The sequence below is a fragment of the Endozoicomonas sp. genome (genome assembly GCF_965196975.1).
GTDB lineage: Bacteria > Pseudomonadota > Gammaproteobacteria > Pseudomonadales > Endozoicomonadaceae > Endozoicomonas.
In genome coordinates this window covers 3,137,034-3,153,851 of sequence record NZ_OZ239981.1, presented here as the reverse complement: position 1 = coordinate 3,153,851, position 16,818 = coordinate 3,137,034, and the positions used below count along the sequence as shown (strand labels likewise).

At 50.0% G+C, this 16,818-nt stretch carries 13 protein-coding genes; 3 read left to right on the top strand and 10 right to left on the bottom strand.

The window, feature by feature from the left end:
• Positions 1 to 155 precede the first annotated feature (155 nt).
• The 9 genes from ACOCLE_RS14290 to ACOCLE_RS14250 form a co-directional block, all read right to left on the bottom strand.
• Complete coding sequence (locus tag ACOCLE_RS14290) at positions 156 to 2,504, bottom strand: response regulator (protein ID WP_419533030.1); 2,349 nt, start codon at positions 2,502 to 2,504, stop codon at positions 156 to 158.
• Between the two features lie 254 nt (positions 2,505 to 2,758).
• On the bottom strand, positions 2,759 to 4,039 hold the full coding sequence (purD, locus tag ACOCLE_RS14285) for a phosphoribosylamine--glycine ligase (protein ID WP_419533029.1): 1,281 nt from the start codon (positions 4,037 to 4,039) through the stop codon (positions 2,759 to 2,761).
• A gap of 182 nt (positions 4,040 to 4,221) precedes the next feature.
• A complete protein-coding gene (purH, locus tag ACOCLE_RS14280) occupies positions 4,222 to 5,805 on the bottom strand; it encodes a bifunctional phosphoribosylaminoimidazolecarboxamide formyltransferase/IMP cyclohydrolase (RefSeq protein ID WP_419533028.1) in 1,584 nt (527 codons plus the stop codon).
• A gap of 156 nt (positions 5,806 to 5,961) precedes the next feature.
• On the bottom strand, positions 5,962 to 6,276 hold the full coding sequence (gene fis, locus ACOCLE_RS14275) for a DNA-binding transcriptional regulator Fis (protein ID WP_238593700.1): 315 nt from the start codon (positions 6,274 to 6,276) through the stop codon (positions 5,962 to 5,964).
• Positions 6,273 to 7,241, bottom strand: a complete 969-nt coding sequence (gene dusB / locus ACOCLE_RS14270) for a tRNA dihydrouridine synthase DusB (RefSeq protein WP_419537210.1) — start codon at positions 7,239 to 7,241, stop codon at positions 6,273 to 6,275. The genes fis and dusB overlap by 4 nt, the downstream gene beginning before the upstream one ends.
• A gap of 410 nt (positions 7,242 to 7,651) precedes the next feature.
• Positions 7,652 to 8,128 (bottom strand): peptidoglycan DD-metalloendopeptidase family protein, encoded by a 477-nt coding sequence (locus ACOCLE_RS14265; RefSeq protein ID WP_419533027.1) that lies wholly within the window; start codon positions 8,126 to 8,128, stop codon positions 7,652 to 7,654.
• Complete coding sequence (locus tag ACOCLE_RS14260) at positions 8,112 to 9,392, bottom strand: ISKra4 family transposase (protein ID WP_419532972.1); 1,281 nt, start codon at positions 9,390 to 9,392, stop codon at positions 8,112 to 8,114. Before ACOCLE_RS14260 ends, ACOCLE_RS14265 begins: the two co-directional genes overlap by 17 nt.
• 60 nt (positions 9,393 to 9,452) lie before the next feature.
• The gene (locus tag ACOCLE_RS14255; RefSeq protein WP_419533026.1) at positions 9,453 to 9,761 is read right to left on the bottom strand and encodes a hypothetical protein; all 309 of its coding nucleotides are present in this window, start codon (positions 9,759 to 9,761) and stop codon (positions 9,453 to 9,455) included.
• A gap of 229 nt (positions 9,762 to 9,990) precedes the next feature.
• Positions 9,991 to 10,569: a hypothetical protein gene (locus ACOCLE_RS14250; protein ID WP_419533025.1), complete on the bottom strand. Its 579-nt coding sequence runs from the start codon at positions 10,567 to 10,569 to the stop codon at positions 9,991 to 9,993.
• A 313-nt stretch (positions 10,570 to 10,882) separates the two neighbouring features.
• On the opposite strand from ACOCLE_RS14250, the gene ACOCLE_RS14245 reads away from it, so the two are divergent.
• The 3 genes from ACOCLE_RS14245 (at position 10,883) to ACOCLE_RS14235 (ending at position 15,050) form a co-directional block, all read left to right on the top strand.
• Entirely contained in the window at positions 10,883 to 12,097 is a 1,215-nt protein-coding gene (locus ACOCLE_RS14245) for a hypothetical protein (protein WP_419533024.1), read from the top strand.
• Positions 12,098 to 12,237: 140 nt separating this feature from the next.
• Positions 12,238 to 12,804, top strand: coding sequence for a polysaccharide biosynthesis/export family protein (locus tag ACOCLE_RS14240; RefSeq protein ID WP_419533023.1), 567 nt, complete (start codon positions 12,238 to 12,240; stop codon positions 12,802 to 12,804).
• A gap of 62 nt (positions 12,805 to 12,866) precedes the next feature.
• Positions 12,867 to 15,050 (top strand): GumC family protein, encoded by a 2,184-nt coding sequence (locus tag ACOCLE_RS14235; protein WP_419533022.1) that lies wholly within the window; start codon positions 12,867 to 12,869, stop codon positions 15,048 to 15,050.
• 140 nt (positions 15,051 to 15,190) lie between these two features.
• Here ACOCLE_RS14235 and tnpC read toward each other — a convergent pair whose 3' ends face one another.
• Positions 15,191 to 16,696 carry an IS66 family transposase gene (gene tnpC / locus ACOCLE_RS14230; RefSeq protein WP_419532963.1) on the bottom strand — a complete coding sequence of 502 codons (1,506 nt, stop codon included), beginning with the start codon at positions 16,694 to 16,696 and terminating at the stop codon, positions 15,191 to 15,193.
• Positions 16,697 to 16,818: the final 122 nt, after the last annotated feature.

Genomic DNA, 16,818 nt, shown 5'->3' with positions numbered 1-16,818 from the left:
TGGATGGTAATTGTTATGATGATTTTTTGTAAGTATATCTTAAATTTTTCTTAATAGAGGATTGATATTATCTGGGCTAATACATCTTTGAAATTGTAAGCCTTCCTGATTATGAAAAAGAGTAAAAAATTCGTCAGAGCTTATGCGGGGTTAAACTACGCTGATTGTTTATTAAGCGCTTTAATAAGAGCTCTTTGCACCGTAAACCGGGTAACCGGCTTGGTGAGAATTGAGCTGATACCCAGTTTGCTGGACTGGTATTTACTGGGTGGGTTGCTGACCCCTGTCAACATGATGATGGCCGGCATGGGGTCAATACTTGGGTCACCATTGATTCGTTCGGCCACCTGCAGACCTTTCAGTCCGGGCATATGGTGATCAAGAATAATGATGTCAAATGCCCTGTTCAGGTAGGTTTCGTTGCGAATCATGGCAAGCGCCTCCAGACCATCTCCTGCTTCAATCACCGAAATACCTAATAGCTGACACTGCTGGCGCAGCACCTTACGACAGGTTGCATTGTCATCAGCAATCAGTATCCGCATAGTCTCATACTGGTTTTCATGAGTTGATTCATGTTGATTGGGTGTGGATTTTTTTTCCCCGCAGGTACAGGGCAGGGTAAATGAGATGGTGCTTGCCTGTTTGCTGATTTCTCCCCCAAGCTGTCGTATAAGATGGGTTGCAAGGTAGAGATTCAGGCCCATGGCTGTTTCTGTTTTTATCTCGGATAAAGAGTGTTCACCGGATAAATGCTTTTCCTCAAGGCTGCTGCCCGCAGGGTTTTTGAAACTGAATTCAAATAGCAGCTTGCCTGAATCGTCCTTTTGAATAGAAAGCGCAACCTCGCCCATTTCAGCCTGATTCAGCCCATAAAACAGAAATGCTTCCAGAATCAGTGAAACCCGGTATCCATCGATATGACACTCAGAAGACAGGTTTTCATCAACAAAGCAGATGATTTCGATATTCTGCTGCTCCGCACGATACTGGAAATGACGAATCAGCTCTTCAACGGTGTTGTGTATATCAACAAGGCGAGTATTCGACATGATTCCCTGGTTCTGGGCCTTAATACTGGAGGCCAGCAGGTTAACCAGGTTACCAAGTTCATACCCTGCGTAGCGAAGCGTTTGTACGTAGTCTTCCTGTTTTGGAGTCAATGGTGTGCTCAGTAATAGCTCAGACATACCCATCACACCGTTCAGTGGTGTTCGCATTTCATGCCCCAGCGACTTCATCGCCTCTTCATCAAGCTCGTCCGAAGGTTTGTTGTTATAGGCGAACTGTTTCTTGCTGAGCGCTTTTCTGTTGATTCTGGCTGGCAATGACAGGAGTCCCAGCGTCAGCGCCAGAGTCTGAATTAACAGCCAGGTGGTGTTTCTTGAGGATATTCCCAGTGCACCTGTATGGTTAAGGGCGAAAATGAACTGGCTGATGGCCAGGGGGATCAGTAACCAGGCAGAGATATAGCGGCGGTGGGGTGTTATCAGCCAGAATGAAAGACAGAAGCTGGCGTTACCGATCAGCGTCAGTATTAACAGGTTGGTATTTAACGTGCTGCTGTCGCTTAGTGGCAGCCAGAGTGCTGCAATTAGGTAGATAAAAGAGAGCACGTTAAAGAAACGGATCAGCAAAGGCCTTTGTTGGCCAAACAGGTTTATGGCCAGTTGGCAGAATGTGAGACTGATCAAAAGCAGTGATAACTGGTAAAGCCAGGCTTCGACAATGAAGGGGACATAGAGCCATGTACTCAAATACCCCTGCCAGGAAGCCATAAAAATCAGGGAAAAGGAAGCTCCAGTTGCCAGTAACAGGTGAAAAATACTGCGATGACCAGAAAGAGACAGGCTGTTTGAGGCTCTTGACTCCTGCCTCAATGACAGGAAAAGCCAGGCATTGGCAAGAATGATGGACAGCAATAAGCCGCTGATCAAACCGGTCTGCCAGAATTTATAGCGCTGGCGTTTGATCAGCTGGTCAAAGCTCCCCAGCTTCAGACTGTTGGTTAACTCTGGATGAAATGGTGCCTTCAGGTATAGGGTTGCAGTCTGTTCTGGTAGTAGAGTGAAGGTTGTCGTGTTGACTCGATCCAGCGGCAGCGGTTTCACGACAGTCTTGCCAGAGGCAGAGCTGGTGTATTTGAGGTACAGGGTTGGCAGTTCCTGCTGCTGATAATCCACAGACAGTACAGGATGAACTATTTCTGACGTATGGTTGGTGACAGGGAAGCGTAGCCAGAGATTTTGCTGCTGCTCTTCAGCGCTGAGTAAGTTGGGCTGCCATGGGGCAAAACGGTATTTGAACTCTTCATCAACCAGTGCTTTGATGGTTAGCTGATTGGTATCGTCAATAAAGAACTCTGTACTTGCTCCGGGCTGGAGTAAGTAGGATGAATGATTAATGTCGACATTCGCAGCTACATTCAGACTGGTGAAAGTGAGCGATATAATTAATAACAGTGCGAATGTCCATTTTTGCCGTATAAAGGCTTTATAAAACACTGTTGAAAATTCCGTTTTTCATTTTTACTGCGGGATTATACTGAAATCTGACAGGCTGGACAGTGAATCAGTCGATGATTTACAAATGAACAGCAATTTCAGAGGATATTTTTGCAGTATGAGGAAGTGAAAGGCGTTTTGTTTATGCTTATCTGAGCTGTAAAGGGGACCGGTAATTGCTCCTGCATTACCGGTACTTCCGCCATCCCTGGCGGTCGCACAGTCTACTAATAAATCACTCAGTACTCAGTCGTTTAAGATTCCTCACGGGCGATGGCTCGGTGGCCGATGTCTGTGCGGTAGTAGACATCTTTCCAGTCAATGGATTTTACCGCTTTGTAGGCCTGTTCCTGGGCTTCCTTCACCGTATTGCCCAGTGCGGTCACGCAGAGTACCCGGCCGCCGTTGGTCAGGGTCTTTCCGTCGTCAACACGGGCTCCAGCCTGGAAGACTTTTGCATTGCTGACAGTGTCGATCCCCGTGATTTCATCCCCCTTGTTGTAGGCTTCCGGATAGCCACCGGCGGCCATCACCACGCCAAGGGCAGTGCGACTGTCCCACTCAACGTCAATCTTATCCAGTTCGCCACGGGTTCCGGCCAGGCAGAGTTCGACCAGGCTGGATTTGAGACGCATCAGGATTGGCTGGGTTTCCGGGTCACCAAAACGACAGTTGTATTCCAGTACCTTGGGTGTGCCATCCGCATCAATCATCAAGCCGGCATAGAGGAAACCTTTGTATGGCATGCCTTCGCTGGCCATGCCTTCTACCGTTGGGATGATCACTTCCTGCATCGCACGGTCATGAATTTCCTGCGTCACCACCGGAGCGGGTGAGTAGGCACCCATACCACCGGTATTCGGACCTTTATCACCATTGTCGCGAGCCTTATGGTCCTGGCTGGTGGCCAGTGGCAGAATATTTTTGCCATCCACCATGACGATAAAGCTGGCTTCTTCGCCGGTCAGAAACTCTTCAACCACCACGCGATGGCCTGCTTCACCAAATGCATTACCGGCCAGCATGTCATCGATGGCATCAAACGCTTCCTGCTCCGTCTGGGCGAGAATGACGCCTTTTCCCGCAGCGAGACCATCGGCCTTCACCACAATAGGAGCACCCTGTTGTTTTACGTAGGCCTTGGCTGGCTCAATTTCGGTGAAGTTCTGGTAGGCAGCGGTGGGAATGTTATGGCGGGCAAGAAAGTCTTTGGTGAAGGCTTTGGAACCTTCCAGCTGCGCGGCAGCCTGTACCGGGCCAAATACGGCAAGTCCGGCTTCTTCAAACTGGTCAACCACACCGGCTACCAGGGGGGCTTCGGGGCCGACAATGGTCAGGCCAATGTTTTCAGCCTGGGCAAACTCGACCAGTCTGGCGATATCCAATACATCAATATCAACATTGGTCACTTTGTTTTCAGAAGCGGTGCCTGCATTACCGGGAGCGACAAACACCTGTGTGACATTGTCGTCTTGTGCGGCTTTCCATGCCAGGGCGTGTTCCCGCCCGCCATTACCGATGATCAGCACTTTCATAAAGGATGTCCTTTTGAATATCCTGTGGGAATTTTTTGAGTCATGCAGCTTTTTTGAAACACAATACCCGAGGGCACAAGAGACGCAGAGATACGAAGTTCTTTTTGTGCTGATTTGCTGTTTACTCATAAAAGGTGGTGCCTGTTCTCACCACCTGAAAAGCTTTACTAACCACAAAGCCATCAATGGCGGAAATGACGAACGCCGGTAAACACCATGGCTATGCCGGCCTGGTTGGCGGCGTCAATCACTTCCTGGTCCCGCATGGAACCACCGGGTTGGATTACGGCGGTAATGCCTGCACTGGCCGCGGCATCAATGCCATCACGGAATGGGAAGAAGGCATCGGATGCCATCACGGAGCCACGAACTTCCAGTCCTTCGTCCGCTGCCTTAATGCCGGCAATACGGGCACTGTACACACGGCTCATCTGGCCTGCGCCGATACCGATACTCTGGGCGTTTTTGGCATAGACAATGGCGTTGGACTTCACAAACTTGGCGACTTTCCAGGCGAACTGAAGGTCTGCCATTTCCTGTTCGGTCGGTGCGCGGTCCGTCACCACTTTCAGTTCAGAAGGGTCAACAATACGGATGTCGGAATCCTGAACCAGCAGGCCGCCATTAACGCGCTTGAAGTCCAGGAATGGGGTTTGTTCAGCAGGCAATTGGCCGGCACTCAGTACGCGAATGTTCTGCTTATCCTGAAGAATGGCAGCCGCTTCAGCGTCCACTTCGGGAGCGATGATCACTTCCACAAACTGGCGTTCAATAATGGTGCGGGCGGTCGTCATGTCCAGCTTGCGGTTAAAGGCAATAATGCCACCGAAGGCAGACGTCGGGTCGGTTTCGTAAGCGCGGTTGTAGGCTTCCAGAATATCGGTGCCGGTAGCAACCCCACAGGGATTGGCGTGCTTGACGATCACACAGGCTGGCAGATCAAATGCTTTAACGCATTCCAGGGCGGCATCCGTATCGGCAATGTTGTTGTAGGAAAGCGCTTTGCCCTGCAGTTGTTTAGCGCTGGAGACCGTGCCTTCCGCAGGGTGCTTCTCCGTGTAGAAGGCGGCTTTCTGGTGAGGGTTCTCACCGTAACGCAGGTCTTCCACTTTCGTAAACTGGCTGTTGAAGGTGCGGGGGAAGGCTTCCGGTTCATCTTCATCGCTGTTGATGACGGTGCCCAGGTAATTGGCAATCGCGCCGTCGTAGCCGGCAGTATGCTCAAATGCCTTAACGGCCAGGTCAAAACGGGTGGCCAGGTCAATCACACCCTCATTGTCAGCCATGCTGTCCAGTACGCACTGGTAATCACTGGCATTCACCACGATGGTGGTGTCGCGATAGTTCTTGGCAGCGGCACGAACCATGGTTGGGCCACCAATATCAATGTTTTCAATGGCGGTGGCCAGGTCGCAGTCAGGGCGGGCAATGGTCTGCTCAAAGGGGTAGAGGTTGACGACCACCAGGTCGATAGGCTTGATGCCATGCTCATCCATAATGGCTTCGTCCTGACCGCTGCGGCCGAGAATGCCACCATGAACCTTGGGGTGGAGGGTTTTTACCCGGCCGTCCATCATTTCAGGGAAGCCGGTATAGTCAGAAATCTCAATGGCAGGAATATCATTCTCTACCAGCAGTGCATAAGTCCCGCCCGTGGACAGAATGTCAACCGAATGCTGGTGCAGGGCCCGGGCGAATTCGACAATTCCTGTTTTGTCGGAAACGCTAATCAGAGCCCGGCGAATCGGGCGTGTCGTGACTGCCATCGTTTCTCACTCACAGTTTGTTGGAATAAAAATTCCGGCAGATTTTAGCTGGAAATGGCGGCTATTGGCAGGGGGGGAGGGAATAAAGGTGAAATCAGTAGTGCCCGGTGTTCCAGAAACTACTGATTAGATTGAAAAGAATGATGAATAAATCAATTAAAGCAGGCCGTATTGCTTGAGCTTCTTACGCAGGGTTCCCCGGTTCAGGCCCAGTAACGTGGCGGCACGGGTCTGGTTGCCCTTAACGTAAGCCATCACCGTTTCCAGTAGAGGCGCTTCTACTTCAGACAGAACCATCTGATAGACATCGGTGACGTCCTGCCCGTCCAGGTGGGCAAAGTAGTTATTCATGGACTTTTCCACACTGTCGCGCAGAGTCTGAGACTCTGGGATTCTCGACGCTGTGGCAAGGCTTCCCCCATGGCCATTTACTGGACGACCTTCTTCTATGATTACTTGTGTTGCCGTCATGCCGCTATGTCCTCTCCGTTACCTTTTAACTTCTTCGCAAAAGTTGACTCTGAAAAACGCTGAAAATACTCCCGTATGCAGGTGTGCTGTTCTTCCGAAGATTCCAGCTTATTAAAATGCCGGCGAAACTCCAGGCCGGATGGCTGGTCCTGCATGTACCAGCCGACATGTTTTCTGGCAATCCGCACACCCTGAAACGCTCCGTAAAACTGATGGAGTGCTTCAAGATGCCCCAAGAGGATTGCCTGAACCTCATTCTGATCCGGTGCGGCCAACCGTTCCCCGTGTTGCAGGAAGTGGTTGATCTCCCGGAATATCCAGGGACGACCCTGGGCGGCACGGCCAATCATTAATGCGCTGGCACCGGTAGCGTCCAGAACATGCCGTGCTTTTTCCGGTGAGGTGATATCGCCATTGGCAATCACCGGGATACTCACCGCCTCAACAATACTGGCGATGGTTTCGTATTCTGCTTCACCCTTATACATGCAGGCGCGGGTACGACCATGAACCGCCAGGGCGGCAATGCCACACTGTTCTGCCAGTCTGGCAACCGCAACGCCGTTACGGTGGTCCGGGTCCCAGCCGGTACGAATCTTCAGCGTCACCGGGATATCCACCGCCGCGGTTACGGCTTTGAGGATGGACTCTACCAGTTCAATGTCCCGCAGCAGGGCGGACCCCGCCGCCTTGTTGCACACCTTCTTGGCCGGGCAACCCATATTGATGTCAATGATCTGGGCACCAAACTCCTGGTTCAGTCTGGCCGCTTCGGCCATCTGTTCCGGATCACCTCCGGCAATCTGGACGGAGCGCGGTTCGGACTCACAGCTGTGATCCATGCGCAGCCTGGACTTGCGGGTATTCCAGAGCTTCGGGTTGCTGGTCACCATCTCCGACACCGCCATGCCTGCACCCATTTTCAGGCAGAGTTTGCGAAACGGACTGTCGGTAACGCCCGCCATGGGCGCCAGTACCACCGGGTTAACGATGGGGTAAGGACCAATCTTCAGCGGCGCTGGCGCTGTTTGATCTGACACTGCTTGTGCTGACAAGGGTTGACCTGACAAAAAAGAAAGCCTCGATCTGATGGATGATGAAACCAACGGATCATCATACTCTCTACATATTTCACGATAAAGTGAAATTGATCAATATTTGTTCAGCTGAAATAGGGTGGATTTGCGTATGCAAAAACCATAACCCGCTGTACCTCAGGCCTTCTGGCGCAGATCAATAATAGAACCAATGGGTTGCTCATTTTTTGATATAAGTCAGCAAGAAACCGGTTCAATACAGGCATAAGCACTGAATTTGTGCAGTTTGTTGATAGATCGCATGAAAAGTGAGCGTTTTTAGCACAAGAACGTGCGCTTTATGATCGTTGTGGTTTTAAAGAAGGAATCCCTAGAATCAGATTTGGGTCAGGGCAGATGCTGAGGTAATAGTCCCGCTCGGATTTCGGTGCGACGCCAATAAAGTCCCCTTTTTGACCGAGCAGGTCGGTAATAACCTGAAAATGCAGATGGGGTGGCCAGTGGCCATTCACTTCTGAAGCACCTAACGTGGCGATGGGCTCTCCCCGGACAATGGTTTGTCCTTCGTGCTTATCATTGAGTGACTCAAGGCTAAGGTGGCCATAAAGGGTATAAAAGGTGGTGCCCTCCAGCTGATGTTCCAGAATGAGGGTTGGGCCATAGTCGCCAGAGGCGTCATTATTCTGGAAGCTGTGAATTTTGCCATCCAATGGTGCATAAACCGGTGTGCCCGCTTTCATCCAGATATCAATGCCCAGATGAATGCTGCGGGGGTGCTCTCTCAATTTGATAACTGACTCATAGGTTAGCTTCAACCTTTCCAGTCATGAACTCAGACCAAAGTTGTTCCCAGCGCCCCTTACTCTGGATCAGTGCTCTTGTTGTCAAAAGCACTTCCGCTCCTGTTGCTTTCCACCTCATTCCAGAACCACATAATCGTTGCTTTACCAGAGTCTTACAAGCCGCTTCAGTAACTCCTGAACCTATTGGCCAATGGCGTTTAAGCGCCTGATGATAATTCATTAACTGGTGATTGTTTGTAAAATAGCTCACAGCTTTGTAGCGCTTCTCTGTCAGTGCGATTGTCTTTTTCGGGAGCTCGGCTGATTCAATTTCCTGAAGGATTTTTTTGGCTGCTCCACGCTTGTTTTTCAAACTATGTAGCCTGTCTTCAAGCCACTGGTGTCGCTTCGCCTTACTGGTTGGAAACAGTGCTTCCGCTGCTCCAGCTAAATATTCAGATGCATGATAAAAATCGAGTATCTGCCCAGAGGTATGTTGTTTCAAATAACTCCAGTTTTCTCTAGCCCCGTCAGCTACCCCGATGTATGTGGCATTTGGGTAGAGTCGTTTTAGATCTGCAATCTCCTCGTCGAGCTTGCTCATAAAGCTTTGTTTACCATACTCTGGCGAACTGGCTGTATATATCGTGTGAAGCCTGTCTCCATCTGCAGAATATAGGCTCAATGTCCCACACATGGCTTCCCTCCAGCCTTCTTCACAAAGCAGCATGCAGGTTCCATCCAGACCAATGGCTATTGTTTCAACAGGCTCTTTTAGTGGAGGAAGGTGGTAGTGAGTGTCTTGCTGGTCTTCAATTAATGCACCTACTCTGTCCGATAAATGCTTGATATAAGAATTTGAAAGCGTCCTTTGATGGTTGGTCTCAAAATCTTCTTTTACCGCAGGCGCTGGCATCTGGCTGTATTTCCAGGCGATAGACTTGGCAAATTTGGGGGTAGCTGAACCAATAATACCGGCACGAAGATCAAGTGCTGCCAGAGTACTGCCACCTCTGACACCCTGATATACGGAGCGCTCCAAAGGTATACGACCGTATAAGGTTTCATAGTGCTTAAGAACCTTTCCTTTGTAGTTCCACTTCTGCTGATTAACGACGATAGGTTCTTTATTGGGTGATTCAAATAGCCCCAATAACTCTTTTGTTCCAAGCTGCCCGGCTTCATTGAGTGCACGCTGTAAACTATCTTCAAGATTCAGCATGTTGCCTGAATCTATAGAAACTTCAATTTGCAAAACGATGCTTTTGGTAGAGCTGGAAATAACAGAAGCGGGCATGACAGTTAACTATTATGAGTGGTGTTCCCAAAGTAGCTGTGAAAATAGAGCACTATTGTTTCAATCATTCAGAGAGAGCACCCTGCTGCGGACTTCATCATTGGTTTGAAACTGCTTGCTGCGTTCATACACCGTTCGCTCTTCGTTATACCCTCCAACACCCACCTGAACGCCTGCATTATGGAGTTTGCCAGAAACATAGGCCTCCATGTTCTCAATGGTGGAGAGATCGGTCTCATGCAGTTCAGTGTTGTTTCTGGAAAAATCGCACACCAGAAAAGGCTCGGTTTGAAAGTCGACCGGCACAACGGGGGCAAACCCTGACGGATGTCTGAGTAGAATGGCGGGCAGGGAATTGTTATTCGTCATTTGCTCAGGGTCTTTTTGATGGTTTGTGGAGAGCGTGAGAGATTATGGCTTTTCTTTTTTAACCTCAAAGATCACAAAGTTATTATTAGAGGTGAGCGGGAAACCTTACAAGGTTCAAAATGACCTTTTCCTGGTTACTGCTTTATAAGGACAAAACAAAAAAAAGCCTTTGTGCTCTTTGCAGTTCAACCGATAAAAAAACACCCGAGCAATGTCGGGTGTTTTCAGATCAATTATCGCTGACAGCGGGTGGCTTGTCTGGCGTATTGTTCTGTGGTGGCGGTGGCGGTGGAGGCGTCGGTGCTGGTGTTTCATTGGCAGGGGTGTCGCCCTCAGACTCACCTGGCAATTCACTCTGTTCCGCTTCAGTTTCTGGCTCGGCTTCACCCTGTGGCTGAGTGCCGGTTTCGTTCTGGGCAACGGTCTGCTCAGCGCTGTCGGCGGCTTCCTGAACGGCTTTCTGCGCTTCTGGATTGTTTTCCAGCTGAGCAGTAGCGGCGGTTGTGATGGCCGCTTTCTGAGCTGGCGCCGCCGTCACGGCAACGTATACGATCTGGGAAGCCTGTTCAGGGAAAGCTTTGATGGCTTCGCTGACGATAGCCTGCAAGAGGGCTGGCTGGTCTTGGAACTGAGTAGCGAGATCGCCAATCAGGGATTCCACAGAAACGCCTTGGGTTTGAGCGGCCTGTGCCAGGGACTCTGCGGTTGGCTTTCCGGCCGCCAGTTCTGCTGCCAGATCTGCCTGAGCCACACCAGCCATGGCAGAAACTGCCAGTGCGGTTGCAGCAACAAGTAGTTTAGATTTCATGGTCTTCCTTCGGTTCAATTTAATGGCCAGGAGTCAATTCTTGTATGGTCTGAGCAGAGTGTCCCTGGTCGTATAAGTTTCGGGGTCTGCAGCGATTTTCCACTAGGGACTTCATGCGGAAAAAAGATGGCAAAACCCGCTGGAAATTATATTGACAATCTCTTTATAATACAATGCGCGTTGTATACTGAATGTTTACTTCGAATGATTATAAATTATCCAGGGAGCCTTGGCGGTACACCCCTCTGGATGTTGCTATTTACCATACTGCCTTTCATGGCGGCCAAATTTATACAGTAGGGTGAAACAATAGATGAAAGGGATCAGCAAGCTGAGCCTGGCCATTGCCATGGCGGGTTATGGAATGACTGCAATGGCAGCGGTGGAAGATGCCGGTCATGTCGACATGGGGCCGGTAGAAGTAACGCCGATGGCAACACTGGCCATTGGTCATGATGACAACGTCTTCCGCGAAGGCGAAGGTACGCTGGCCAACAAAAGCTCTACGGTTATGAATGTAGACGCTTCAGCTGCCTTCAAGGCTCAACAGGGCATGAGCACCTACGAAGCCACCCTGGCCGCTAAGAACACCAGTTTTACCAGCGAGTCAGACGCAAATTTTGTTGATTATGGCGTGACTGGTTTGATTCACCAGGAGTTCAACAGCCGTAACCGTCTGGATGTGGACTTTGACTTTGGCCGTTACCACGATGCTGGCTCTACGGTTGATGGTGCTGATAATAAAGAAGCGCCAGAATTCACTCGCACCAAAGGTGGTCTGAAGTACGGCTTTGGTTCTACTGAAGCCATGATGCGTGCTGATCTGTTTGGTAGCTACAACAAGCAGAAGTACCAGGAAACTGCCGGTGAAAAAGAAGGCAGTGACCGTAAAACCACTGAATACGGTGCTACGGCCTACTACCGCTTTATGCCAAAAACCGACGCGCTGGTGGAAATCAAACAGCGTGAACTGGATTACACTGATGAGCAGGGCGCTGGCTACGACATCACCAGTTACCTGGTGGGTCTGAACTGGGAAGCAACTGCAAAAACCAGCGGTTATGCCAAAGTGGGTCGTCGTTATCGCGACGCTTCAGCCAGCGATGTGGATCGCCAGGGCTACACCGGTTGGGAAGTGGGCGTCAGCTACCTGCCGGTTGACCATTCCGTATTCCAGCTGAGCACCAGCCGTGACTACGGTCTGGAGTCTGAAAACCCACAGACTGCAGAGTTTACCCAGGGTACTACCACTGGTTTGTACTGGACTCACCAGTGGACGGCGAAAATCAGTACAAACGCTAACTACAGCTACACCGATGAAGAAGTGCAGAATAGATTCGGTGTCAGCCAGAAAGACCGTACCATCCATCAGTTTGGTCTTTCTGTCGACTGGAACGTGATGCGTAATGCCACCGTTTCTCTTTCTTATGAGAATACGGATCGTGATGAGTCTGCCCGCCTGGTGGGTGTGGACGAAAGTGGTTACAAGCGTAACGTTTACATGCTGAGCGGCACTATTGCCCTCTGATCTCAGGGTGTTAACGAGTTGCAAAGCAGGCAGGCTGGTATAAAACCCAGCCTGTTTTTTTCGTGTTGAATTTTTGCTCACTAGTCAGGACGTCAGTTGTCTGCTGGATCCTCTAAGGAGTTATCAGATAGGTTGTGGTAATGGGAACGGTTCGAACCTCCTCAATACATTTGTCATTATCAGCGGTGCTGATGGTGTTTACGCTTCTGGTCAGCGGTGTTGCCAGTGCTGATCAGTTAATGAGCCTCTCCCGCTATGAATTGGGCTCCGGGGATAAAATTGGCATCTCGGTGTTTGGTGAAGCTGATATGGAAAAAGAGCTGATCCTCTCCGATGCTGGCACCGTTTCCTACCCATTCCTGGGTGAGTTCCGCGTAAAGGGGATGACCGTCGGTCAGCTGGAAAAATACATTACCGAAAAACTGAAAGACGGTTACTTTGTCGATCCGCGGGTCAGTGTGTCCATCAAGGAGTACCGCAAGTTTTTTGTCAGTGGTGAAGTGAAATCACCCGGTGGCTTCAGTTTTGAGCCGGGCCTCACCCTTGAAAAGGCCGTTGCCCTTGCCGGTGGTTTTACCCAGCGCGCCGCCAAGAAAGGCATTATGGTTACCCGCGAAGAGCGGGGCAGCGCGGTTGAGCGCGAACTGGCATTGAACGGTTCGGTGTTGCCCGGTGACATCATTACCGTAAAAGAAAGCTTCTTCTGATTTATTAAAAGCAGCACCATTGCTGACGACATTGTGCAGAGTTCATGAGTACAGATTCTAAAATGGCTTCGGCGGCCCCTTCGGCCAGGCCGATGCAGGACGAAGATATTATTGATCTTCGCCAGATTTTCCATGTGCTGGTGTCTTACCGCTGGCCCATCATTGGCTTTACCCTGGCCGTCACCTTGATGGCAGTGCTGGTGGTGTTCTCCATGACGCCTGTGTATAAGGCGACAGCTGTCCTGCAGATTGAGCAGGAACAGGCCAAAGTGGTCTCCATTGAGGAGATCTATGGTATTGAAGGTGGTAACGACAGCTACCTGAACACCCAGTTTGAAGTATTGAAATCCAGGGGCGTTCTGGTAAAGGTGGTGCATAAACTCGGGTTGCTGAAAAATCCGGAGTTTAATACCGCTCTGAAGGAAAAGCCCTGGTATGCCGGTTTAACCGACTGGCAGGGTCTGCTGGGTATTGCGCAGCCAGAAGAAATCGCTGATGAGCGTGCGATTTTGCGGGATACGGTTAATGTGCTGGCTGAACACGTTGCCATTGAACCGGTCAGAAAAACCCAGATCGTCCGTATTCATGCGGAATCGGAAAATCCGCGCCTGGCAGCCCAGATTGCCAATGCCATTGCCAGCGCCTGCATCGAATCCTATATGGAAGCGAAGCTCTCCCTGACCCTCAGTGCTACCGACTGGATGCAGGGGCGATTGAGTGAGCTTTCTGAAAAGCTGAAAGTGGCTGAACAGAACCTGCAGGCTTACCGTGAGCAGGAGCAGCTGATTGATATGGAAGGGGTATTGACCGTTTCCAGTAATGAGCTGAAAGCACTGACTGAGTCCCTGGTGCAGGTACGTCATAAGCTGGCGGTTTCAGAAAATATTTATGAGCAGATTCGTGCTGGGAAGTTGAATAATGGCGATAACCAGACGCTGAAAGCGGTACTTGCGCATCCGCTGATTCAGGGGTTGAAGCAGGAAGAGTCCAAGCTGGAGCGCCAGGTGCTGGAGCTTTCCCGCCGTTATGGGCCGAAACACCCGAAAATGATCTCTGCCCGTTCTGAGCTGGAGAGTATTCGACAGAACGTACAGGTTGAGATTCGTAATATTGTTGAAGGCGTTGAGCGCGAATACGAGATTGATAAAGCCAATGAGCGCAGCCTGGAAAAAGCGGTCGCTGAGGTAAAAGCGGCGGTACAGGATATCAACCGCAAGCAGTTCCGCCTGAAGGCGCTGGAGCGTGAGGTTCGTATTAACAAAGACCTGTACGATGCCTTCTTTAAGCGTATTCAGGAAACATCGGCAACCAGTGATCTGCAGACGGCCAATGCCCGTGTGGTGGACCAGGCGTTTGTGCCGGAAAAACCGGTAAAACCGAAGAAATCATTGATCGTTGCTATTGCCGGTCTGCTTGGTCTACTGGTCTCCTGTGGTATTGCCTTCCTGCTAGAGATGTTGAACAACACCGTTCGTACAACGCGCGATGTTGAAGAGAAGCTGAACCTGCCAGTGCTGGGTGTGCTCCCCAGGTTGACCGATAAAAAGCTGGATGGTCAGATACACAGCCTGTTCACCAACAAAGAACAGCATGGTTTTGGTGAGGCGATCCGCACCATCCGCACCAGTATCAACCTGAGTGCCATGGATCAGGAGCATAAGCTGTTTGCTGTTACCTCGACCGTGCCGGGTGAGGGTAAGTCATCGACGGCGTCTAATATGGCGCTGGCCCTGGGGCAGCTGGGTAAAACCCTGCTGGTTGACTGTGACCTGCGTCGCCCGGTGGTGGGTAAAAACTACAACGTAAAAGGCGGCTCTGCTGGCCTGGCAAACCTGCTGGCGGGCACTGCGTCGGTTGCGGAAGCGGTACATAAGGTGGATGGCATTGATGTGATCCCCTGTGGCCTGGTGCCGCCAAACCCGCAGGAGCTGCTGGCTTCCGAGCGCTTCGGAACATTGCTGAAAAAGCTGAAAGAGCACTACGACTATGTGGTGCTGGACTGCCCTCCGGTACAAAACGTCAGTGATGTGTTGATGGTCTCCCGCCACTGTGACGGTTTGATCTATGTGGTAGAGGCAGGCCGGATGCAGGTTAATGCGATTCAGGTCGCCGTTGGTCGTCTATTGCAGGCCCGTGCGCCACTGACTGGTGCGGTGTTGAACAAGATCAACCCGACCCAGAAAGACGCCTATGGCTATAGCCAGGGCTATTACGACCACGACGGCTATTACTCAGGCACTGCTTGATTAACTTTTTGTTAACCACGAAGATCACAAAGCGCACGAAGAAAAGCCTTTTCTTTGCCTTTGTGTTTTTTATGATCTTTGTGGTTCAAAATTATCCAGAAAGGCCGTTTTTTTGTGAGTGGCCTGTACATTGATTGTAACTATTCAGCACCCAGCAAAGGCGTATTGTTGTAATTTCGAACCGCTTTAAGAAGCGCCTGAAATATGTTCAACCCCTGCTTTTTAGCAGATGATAAATAGCTTCGGATTCGGGTAAACATGGTACCTCCGTCTTCGCTTCTGAAGCAGCCTGAGATCTTCTGCTTAAGTTTGGCCATCCTGGCATCACGTTCACTGCCATTGTTATCGAAGGGAATTGAAAAGTCCGACATGAAGCGCAACGTTTCAACCTTAAACTCAATAAGCCTTTTGAACAGGTTGTAGGCCTTGGTATTCCTGACCTTCTTACGTCCAAGCACCTGTCGTTGTTTTTCCATATAAGCGGTTTCCTTCGTGAGAGCCCTTTGAAGGATTTGGTCGTATATCGTCTCAATGCGAAGCTGTATTGCACCAGGCATTTGAGTCAGACCGGCTGCTTTGTATTTCTTGCAGAAGTGCCAGGAGAGCGTAAGCAATTTCATCAGCCGCAGAGCCAGCTTATTCGCATCCCTATCGACAACTCCCTGAAGCTCTCTCAGATGATGGGCATTACAAAGCACATGCACTGCCGCATAGGCAAAGTAGGACTTCCAATGATCGTGAACCAGAATGCCTGCAAAAGTCAGCAGGATGCCCATTGCATCCATTGCTTCACAACCTCGCCTTTCTGAGAGGTAGTAAAGCGTCCATTGGTCATCTCGCATAATGTGTAACCACCACAGTGAACCGTCAACCCGCATGCCAGTTTCATCCGCTCCTGCAACCGGACTTTCTTGTAAAGCATCGCGGATACTCTGCTCAGTAGAGGCCAGGTTCTCATGGGTATAGGCAACAAAATTGGCAACAGAGCCTGCGCTGACACTCATGCAATAAATAGTATTGAAATACTCAGACACCCGGTGATATGGGATGAAGTGATACTGGTTTAAATGAACAGCCATTGCCTGAGTCACTTCTCCGTATTGAGCAGCGGCTTTCACTCCTTGGGGAAACTCAGCGGTGTTCCGTTTACCACAAGGACATACTTTAACGTCTGCCCAGTACGCGGTAACTTCAAATTCTCCGGGTCTACCTGGATCAAAAACCTGTCGCTCAATGTATTTGGTGGGTTTAATATCGATAAGCGAAGACTGGCAACAGCAACATTTTTCAACCTTCAGATGCCTGACATAATCGGGTAAGGCGACACGTCTCAAACAAGAGCCTTGATGACCTTTCTGGCCACCTGGTTTATTGCCTGAAGATGGTCTAAGGCTTTTGGGGTTCGGTGTTTCCTGTGAGGAGCAGGGGGCTTCTTTGGAAGATGTATCACCTTTATCACTCCCTTTTTTACTGGGCTTTTGATAACCATCTGACGATGGTGGCTTACTACTGTTTTGACTGTTTTTATTAACCCTTTCTTCCAGTTCGCTGCAACGTTCCCGTAAAAGCGCATTCTCGGTCCGAAGCTCTTCATTCTCTTTAAGGAGAGCTTCGGTAAACGGAGTAGCTGGGAAGTCTGGTTCCATACTGGAGATTTGTTAGAAAAATTGAGTATAAGATGATGGTCGAAAAATCAGAAAATTCCAGATTTATATGAAGGGTGCTGAATAGTTACCATTGATTTATGCTGATAAAATAACGGTAGTTA

Coding starts and splice junctions, on each gene's coding strand:
- fis (WP_238593700.1), bottom strand. CDS start 6,276: ATGACGGCAACACAAGTAATCATAGAAGAAGGTCGTCCAGTAAATGGC.
- purD (WP_419533029.1), bottom strand. CDS start 4,039: ATGAAAGTGCTGATCATCGGTAATGGCGGGCGGGAACACGCCCTGGCA.
- tnpC (WP_419532963.1), bottom strand. CDS start 16,696: ATGGAACCAGACTTCCCAGCTACTCCGTTTACCGAAGCTCTCCTTAAA.
- ACOCLE_RS14245 (WP_419533024.1), top strand. CDS start 10,883: ATGAAAGGGATCAGCAAGCTGAGCCTGGCCATTGCCATGGCGGGTTAT.
- purH (WP_419533028.1), bottom strand. CDS start 5,805: ATGGCAGTCACGACACGCCCGATTCGCCGGGCTCTGATTAGCGTTTCC.
- ACOCLE_RS14240 (WP_419533023.1), top strand. CDS start 12,238: ATGGGAACGGTTCGAACCTCCTCAATACATTTGTCATTATCAGCGGTG.
- ACOCLE_RS14260 (WP_419532972.1), bottom strand. CDS start 9,392: ATGCCCGCTTCTGTTATTTCCAGCTCTACCAAAAGCATCGTTTTGCAA.
- ACOCLE_RS14250 (WP_419533025.1), bottom strand. CDS start 10,569: ATGAAATCTAAACTACTTGTTGCTGCAACCGCACTGGCAGTTTCTGCC.
- ACOCLE_RS14255 (WP_419533026.1), bottom strand. CDS start 9,761: ATGACGAATAACAATTCCCTGCCCGCCATTCTACTCAGACATCCGTCA.
- ACOCLE_RS14235 (WP_419533022.1), top strand. CDS start 12,867: ATGGCTTCGGCGGCCCCTTCGGCCAGGCCGATGCAGGACGAAGATATT.
- dusB (WP_419537210.1), bottom strand. CDS start 7,241: ATGGCGGGCGTTACCGACAGTCCGTTTCGCAAACTCTGCCTGAAAATG.